General features: G+C 72.7%; 7 protein-coding genes. 5 read left to right on the forward strand and 2 right to left on the reverse strand.

The features are described from left to right. Nucleotides 1–159 precede the first annotated feature (159 nt). Complete coding sequence (locus ACZ6JY_RS40205) at nucleotides 160–798, forward strand: PadR family transcriptional regulator (RefSeq protein ID WP_469204490.1); 639 nt, start codon at nucleotides 160–162, stop codon at nucleotides 796–798. 66 nt (nucleotides 799–864) lie between these two features. Here the strand turns inward: ACZ6JY_RS40205 and ACZ6JY_RS40210 are convergent, their stop codons facing one another. Next, on the reverse strand, nucleotides 865–1,293 hold the full coding sequence (locus tag ACZ6JY_RS40210) for a type II toxin-antitoxin system Rv0910 family toxin (RefSeq protein WP_469204492.1): 429 nt from the start codon (nucleotides 1,291–1,293) through the stop codon (nucleotides 865–867). A gap of 330 nt (nucleotides 1,294–1,623) precedes the next feature. On the opposite strand from ACZ6JY_RS40210, the gene ACZ6JY_RS40215 reads away from it, so the two are divergent. Continuing rightward, nucleotides 1,624–2,421: a putative protein N(5)-glutamine methyltransferase gene (locus ACZ6JY_RS40215; RefSeq protein WP_469204494.1), complete on the forward strand. Its 798-nt coding sequence runs from the start codon at nucleotides 1,624–1,626 to the stop codon at nucleotides 2,419–2,421. 224 nt (nucleotides 2,422–2,645) lie between these two features. On the opposite strand, the gene ACZ6JY_RS40220 is transcribed toward ACZ6JY_RS40215, so the two are convergent. Further along, nucleotides 2,646–2,834: a hypothetical protein gene (locus ACZ6JY_RS40220; protein WP_469204496.1), complete on the reverse strand. Its 189-nt coding sequence runs from the start codon at nucleotides 2,832–2,834 to the stop codon at nucleotides 2,646–2,648. A 160-nt stretch (nucleotides 2,835–2,994) separates the two neighbouring features. Here ACZ6JY_RS40220 and ACZ6JY_RS40225 point away from each other — a divergent pair, with 160 nt between their 5' ends. The 3 genes from ACZ6JY_RS40225 to ACZ6JY_RS40235 all read left to right on the forward strand — a co-directional run bounded on the left by ACZ6JY_RS40225 (nucleotide 2,995) and on the right by ACZ6JY_RS40235 (nucleotide 5,820). Continuing rightward, the gene (locus tag ACZ6JY_RS40225; protein WP_469204498.1) at nucleotides 2,995–3,606 is read left to right on the forward strand and encodes a peptidase; all 612 of its coding nucleotides are present in this window, start codon (nucleotides 2,995–2,997) and stop codon (nucleotides 3,604–3,606) included. A gap of 75 nt (nucleotides 3,607–3,681) precedes the next feature. Continuing rightward, the gene (locus tag ACZ6JY_RS40230; protein ID WP_469204500.1) at nucleotides 3,682–4,695 is read left to right on the forward strand and encodes an EamA family transporter; all 1,014 of its coding nucleotides are present in this window, start codon (nucleotides 3,682–3,684) and stop codon (nucleotides 4,693–4,695) included. 159 nt (nucleotides 4,696–4,854) lie between these two features. After that, nucleotides 4,855–5,820 (forward strand): DMT family transporter, encoded by a 966-nt coding sequence (locus ACZ6JY_RS40235; RefSeq protein ID WP_469204504.1) that lies wholly within the window; start codon nucleotides 4,855–4,857, stop codon nucleotides 5,818–5,820. The last annotated feature ends 180 nt before the right edge of the window (nucleotides 5,821–6,000 follow it).

Raw genomic sequence — 6,000 nt, forward strand, 5'->3', positions numbered from 1 at the left:
TGAGACCGCGTGACACCTGGGGGTTGCTCGGCGAACTCTTCCGATATATCGTTGAGGCATCGCGATTGATACGCGAGCGATCAACGATTGAGTGTTGATGATCGTTGGTCGGGGATGGCCGGAGATGAGAGCAACAGGTACTCAAAAGGAGTGATCGTCATGCGTTCCCACGGTTTTGAACACGAGCACGGACGCGGTCGCCGAGGCGGCCCGCAGGGGCGCGAGGGCTTCGGCCGCGAAGGTGGTGGCTTCGGAGGGTTCGAGTCGCTGCGCGGCGCCTTCGGTCCCTTCGGGCCCGGCTTCGGGGGGCCCGGTGGTCCCTGGGGCGGCGGTCCCGGAGGGCGGGGCGGGCGCGGCAGGGCGCGGCGCGGCGACGTACGCGCGTCGATCCTGGCCCTGCTGAAGGACCGGCCCATGCACGGCTACGAAATGATCCAGGAGATCGCCGAGCGCAGCGGCGGGGCGTGGAAGCCCAGCCCCGGTTCGGTCTACCCGACCCTCCAGCTCCTGGAGGACGAGGGCCTCATCAGCAGCGCGAGCGAGGGCGGCAAGAAGCTCTTCTCGCTCACCGACGCCGGCCGTGAGGCGGCGGACGAAGGTCCCGACGCGCCCTGGGAAGAGGCCGGGCGCGGCGTCGACTGGGAGACGCTCAACGAGATCCGCCAGGCCGGTATGGGCCTGATGGAGGCCTTCGGTCAGGTCTGGAAGGCCGGCAACAAGGAGCAGCGCGACAAGGCCGTCACGGTCATCAACGACGCCCGCAAGAAGCTGTACCTGATCCTCGCCGATGAGGACTGACGGGGTCCGAGCCGACGGCTCTCCCCGCAGATGAAGCGCCCCGCACACGCCGTGCGGGGCGCTTCGTCACGAGACCAGGCCGCCCAGCTTGCGCAGCGACTCGTCGAGGGCGGCGGTCGCCGAGTCCCTCAGCTTGCCCGCCATCAGGGAGACCGCGGCGCCGGTGAACTCGCCGTCGATGCGGACCAGTGTTCCGGTGCCGTCGGGGGTGAGGGTGTAGCGGGTGCTGACGTTGACGCCCATCGGACCCTTCCCCGAGATGGCGAGGGCGCGGGCGGGCTCCAGTTCGTCGATGGTCCAGTCGACCTCGGCGGGAAATCCCATCAGCTTCATGTTCTCCATGAAGGTGGCGCCCACCTCCAGCGTGGCGGGACCGCCCCGGGGAAAGCCGGTGTGCGTGGCGTTCCACTCGCCGTACGAGGAGAAGTCGGTGAGCTGGGCCCAGACCTTCTCCGCGGGCGCCTCCATCCGTGCTTCCGCGCTGACTTCGGCCATGCGGGCACCTCTTCGCGTCGGGCGCTGCGACGGCCGCAGCTGCGGTGTCGCGGAACGTAGCGGCGGGGCCCGGAACATTCAATACTGACGGGCCGTCAGTTCCGGTCGGTCGAGCGGAACCGCCCGCCGGCCACCGGGCCGCGTGTGTCCGGCCCCCAGGCGGGTGAGGTACTGTTCCGGTGCCCTGTGACGGACGCAGGCGGCAAACCCCGGAGGTGAGACCCATTACCGCAACAGCAGGTCGGGTGCTCTCTTCTCGCGACCGCGCGGTTCACCCGGCATAGGTGACCCGAGGGAGCCCCATCGGGATCCCCGGAAGGTTTTCTTCGCATGTCGGTCACTTCTTCTTTCACCCCCTCTCAGTACTCCTCCGTCGTCACCGCGCTGCGCGCCGCCGGCTGTGTCTTCGCCGAGGACGAGGCGGAGTTGCTCCTCTCCACCGCGAGTTCCCCGGCCGAGGTCTCCGCCATGGTGCGGCGCAGGGCCGGTGGGCTGCCCCTCGAACACGTCCTCGGCTGGGCCGAGTTCCACGGTCTGCGGGTCGTCGTGGACCCGGGGGTCTTCGTGCCGCGCCGCCGCACGGAGTTCCTCGTCGACCGGGCGGCCGCCCTCGCGGGCCGCGAGGCCCTCGTCGTCGACCTGTGCTGCGGGTCCGGCGCGCTCGGCGCGGCGCTCGCCGCGGGCCTCGACCGGGTCGAACTGCACGCCGCCGACATCGATCCGGCGGCGGTCCGCTGCGCCCGCCGCAACGTCGCCGCCACGGGCGGCCGGGTCTACGAGGGCGACCTCTACGACCCGCTGCCCCGCGAACTGCGGGGCCGCGTCGAGATCCTGCTGGCCAACGTCCCCTATGTACCGACCGCCGAGGTCGGCCTGCTGCCCGCCGAGGCGCGCGAGCACGAGGCGCGGGTGGCGCTCGACGGCGGCAGCGACGGGCTCGACGTGCTGCGCCGCGTGACCGCGCAGGCGCCGCGATGGCTGGCACCCGGCGGGCATCTGCTGTTCGAGACCAGCGAGGGGCAGATCCCCGCGGCCGTGGCCGCCGTCGAGCGGGCGGGCCTGACGGCGTCGGTCGTCGAGAACGAGGAGCTGTACGCGACGGTCGTGGTCGGTACGCGGGCCGGCTGAACCTGTAGGCGGGCGAGCTGGTCCGTATGCGGGCCGGCTGAATCTGTGTGTGGCCCGGCCGATGCCGTACGCGGGTCGGCCGGATCCCGTACGTGGGCGGGCTGACCGCGTCGCGTACGCGGGCCGGCTGATCCCGTGCGCGGGGGCCGGCCCCGTATGCGGCCGGAGCGCGACCAGGAGTGCGGGCCGCTGCGAGGCCGTGGGTTTCCGGGGTACTCGTACGGTCAGCCGACCCGGCGTATCACCGCCGCGTCGAAGAGGTCCGAGGCCCTGGGGAAAGGTCCTTCGTCATGGCAGTGCCAGGCGTCCCAGAACAGATCGGCGGGCAGCGCGTCGTCAGGGGCGTAGACCCGGTACACGTACTGCCTGCCGTCGATCGCCGGCAGGGCGACCATCCAGGACCTGCTCTCCATGTCTTTCAGACGTGCGGCGGCACACCATGGTTGCCCCTGGGGCGCCGGGCAAGGCGGCGCGCGCCGCGCCGGACAGATCTGCCGGATCTCATCCGTAAGGAGGACAACCGTCGCACCAGTGCCCAACTTGTGTCGGACGTGAAGATGCTTCCCGCCGCCGATGTGTACGCGACTGGGGGTTGATGTGGTGGGAGATGTGCAAAGCCGTACCCCGCCGGGAGCAGAACCCGGCTTGATCCGTGCAGAACCCGAGTCCCGACTCAGCGCCGAACTGGCCTCCGTAGTGGCCGGCGCGCGCCGCAGGGCGGTACGTGACGGGGACCGGCAGATCGACACCGCCCACCTGTTGCACTCCCTGCTGGAGTCCGACCCCGAGGTGCGCGCGGTCTTCGAGAACGGCGCCCAGGTGGTGCGCCTGCTCGGCTACCTCGTCCAGCGCAGCATCGGCTACGGCCTCCAGTGGCAGGGCACGGTCGAGGACTCCGGAGCGGTGCCCGTGGTGGCGTCCGCGAAGGAGGCGGGCTGGTCGCCGACCGCCGTCCTCGCGATGGAGGTCGCCCTGGAGCGGGCCGAACTGCGCGGCGACGCGCACCCGCTCGGCATGGACCTCCTCGCGGGTCTGGCCGCCGACGCCGAATGCCGCGCGGTCGAGGTCCTCGGGCGGGCAGGAGTCGACGTCGAGGGCCTGCTGCGGCGCGTCGAGGCGGGCTGCCGGCAGTACGCGTCCGGGGACCACGGCTACCTCGGGGACGCCGGCTCAGGGCGCGCGTGAGGCGCGGGACGTCCGCCGGTTGAGACAGGGGTCATCGCGGATGACGCTCATGACACCGCCTGTCATGATGTGCCGGTGCAAGCGTCTCAGGGGATTCAGGAGAGCCGGAAGGGCCGCGGGAACCAGGGGCGGGGTGTCGGCCTCGGGCTCGCCCTGGTCTCCGCGGTCGCCTTCGGCGGCTCAGGCGTCGCGGCCAAGCCGCTGATCGAAGCGGGGCTCGACCCCCTCCACGTGGTGTGGCTGCGGGTGGCGGGCGCGGCCCTGCTGATGCTGCCCGTCGCCTGGCGCCACCGTTCGCTGGTGCGGGACAGGCCCGCGCTGCTCGCCGGGTTCGGCCTCCTCGCCGTCGCGGGCGTCCAGGCCTGCTATTTCGCCGCGCTCTCCCGTATCCCCGTCGGCGTCGCCCTGCTGATCGAGTACCTCGCCCCCGCGCTGGTCCTCGGCTGGGTGCGCTTCGTGCAGCGCAAGCCGGTGACGCGGGCGGCGGCGCTCGGCGTCGTGCTCGCGGTGGGCGGCCTCGCCTGCGTCGTCGAGGTGTGGGCGGGGCTGAGCTTCGACGCCGTCGGACTCCTGCTCGCGCTCGGCGCCGCCTGCTGCCAGGTCGGCTACTTCGTCCTGTCCGACCAGGGCAGCGACGCGGGCGACGACGCCCCCGCCCCCCTCGGCGTCATCGCGTACGGCCTGCTCGTCGGTACCGCCGTGCTGACCGTCGTTGCGCGGCCGTGGGGCATGGACTGGCCGGTGCTCGCGGGCAGCGCCGACCTGGACGGCTCGGCCGTCCCCGCCTGGGTGCTGCTCGGCTGGATCGTGCTCGTCGCGACGGTCGTCGCGTACGTCACCGGGGTGCTGTCGGTGCGCAGGCTCTCCCCGCAGGTGGCCGGCGTCGTGGCCTGCCTCGAAGCCGTCATCGCGACCGCGCTCGCCTGGGTCGTCCTCGGCGAGCACCTCTCGGCGCCGCAGATCGTCGGCGGTGCCGTCGTCCTGGGCGGCGCGTTCATCGCGCAGTCCTCGCGGCCGGGCCGGCCGGACGGCGGGGACTCCGTTCCGGCATCCGGAACGGAGTTGGCGCGCAGCGGCAGCGCGACCTAGGCTGCCGATCATGCACGCACGAGCGCTCGTTCTCCCGCCTCCCGCCTTCTAGCGCGGGACGCCCACGGATCACGCCCAGGCCGATGGCCGGGCGGAACGGTGCTGCCCGCAGACGGAGCACATGTCCCTCCTCTTCTGCGGAGAAATCACGTGTCGAACGTGTCGAATGCTGTCCTTGGCCTGCCCGTCGGGCGAGGTCTCGTCTATCTGATCGTCGCCGGAGTCGCCTGGGGCACGGCAGGCGCGGCCGCCGCGCTCGTCTTCCAGGCCAGTGACATGGGGCCGGTCGGCCTCTCCTTCTGGCGGTGCGCGGGCGGGTTCGTCCTGCTGCTCGCCACCCGCGCGGTACGGCCGAGCCGCAAGAAGCCGTACGTGTCGGGGGCGGCCCGCGAGCCGCTGGGCCGCAGGGTCCGCCGGATCGTCGTCACGGGCGTGGCCCTCGCGGTGTTCCAGACCGCCTACTTCGCGGCGGTCGAGACGACCGGCCTCGCGGTCGGCACCGTCGTCACCATGGGCTCGGGGCCCGTCCTCATCGCCCTCGGCGCGCGGCTGACCATGGGGGAGCGGCTCGGGCGCGGCGGAGCCGTCGCCGTCCTCGGCGCGCTGGCCGGGCTCATGGTGCTCGTCCTCGGTGGCGGCGGCGCGACCGTGCAGCCGCTGGGCGTGGTCTGGGGGCTCGTGTCCGCCGCCGCGTACGCCGCCATGACGCTGGTGACGCGGTGGTGGGGGCGGGACGGCGGAGCCGACTCCTCGGACACGACGGTCTGGGCGTTCGCGGTCGTCGCGCTCTGCCTGCTGCCGGGCGCGGCGGCCGAGGGCCTGGTGCCGCACACCGCCGACCCCGCGCGCGTGGGCGCCTATCTGCTGTACATCGCCGCCGTGCCGACGGCTGTCGCGTACGCGCTCTACTTCGCGGGGGCGGCTGTCGTGCGCTCCGCGACCGTCTCCGTGATCATGCTCCTGGAACCGGTCAGCGCCGCGGTGATCGCGGTGGCCCTGCTCGGCGAGGCCCTCACGGCGGCGACCGTCGCGGGCACGGTGCTGATGCTGGTCGCGGTCACGGGCCTCGCGGTCGCGGAGGCGCGGGGCGCGGTGGCGGCGCGGCGGGCCGCGGTGCCGGTCTGAGGTGCCGGTGTGAGGTAGCGGCCTGAGGCAGTGGCCTGAGGGGGGCGGGAGGCCCCCCCGGGGGGGTGCTTTTGTTGGGGGGGGGGGTGCCCCCCCTTTGTTCCACAGACGGGGGAGTGGCCTCACGTCTCTCTCCCCAGGGGGGGGGGGGCGAAGGAGGAAACCAACCACTTCCACCTC

This window comes from Streptomyces sp. NPDC046335 (assembly GCF_055587985.1).

Coding starts and splice junctions, on each gene's coding strand:
- ACZ6JY_RS40210 (WP_469204492.1), bottom strand. CDS start 1,293: ATGGCCGAAGTCAGCGCGGAAGCACGGATGGAGGCGCCCGCGGAGAAG.
- ACZ6JY_RS40205 (WP_469204490.1), top strand. CDS start 160: ATGCGTTCCCACGGTTTTGAACACGAGCACGGACGCGGTCGCCGAGGC.
- ACZ6JY_RS40225 (WP_469204498.1), top strand. CDS start 2,995: ATGTGTACGCGACTGGGGGTTGATGTGGTGGGAGATGTGCAAAGCCGT.
- ACZ6JY_RS40220 (WP_469204496.1), bottom strand. CDS start 2,834: ATGGAGAGCAGGTCCTGGATGGTCGCCCTGCCGGCGATCGACGGCAGG.
- ACZ6JY_RS40215 (WP_469204494.1), top strand. CDS start 1,624: ATGTCGGTCACTTCTTCTTTCACCCCCTCTCAGTACTCCTCCGTCGTC.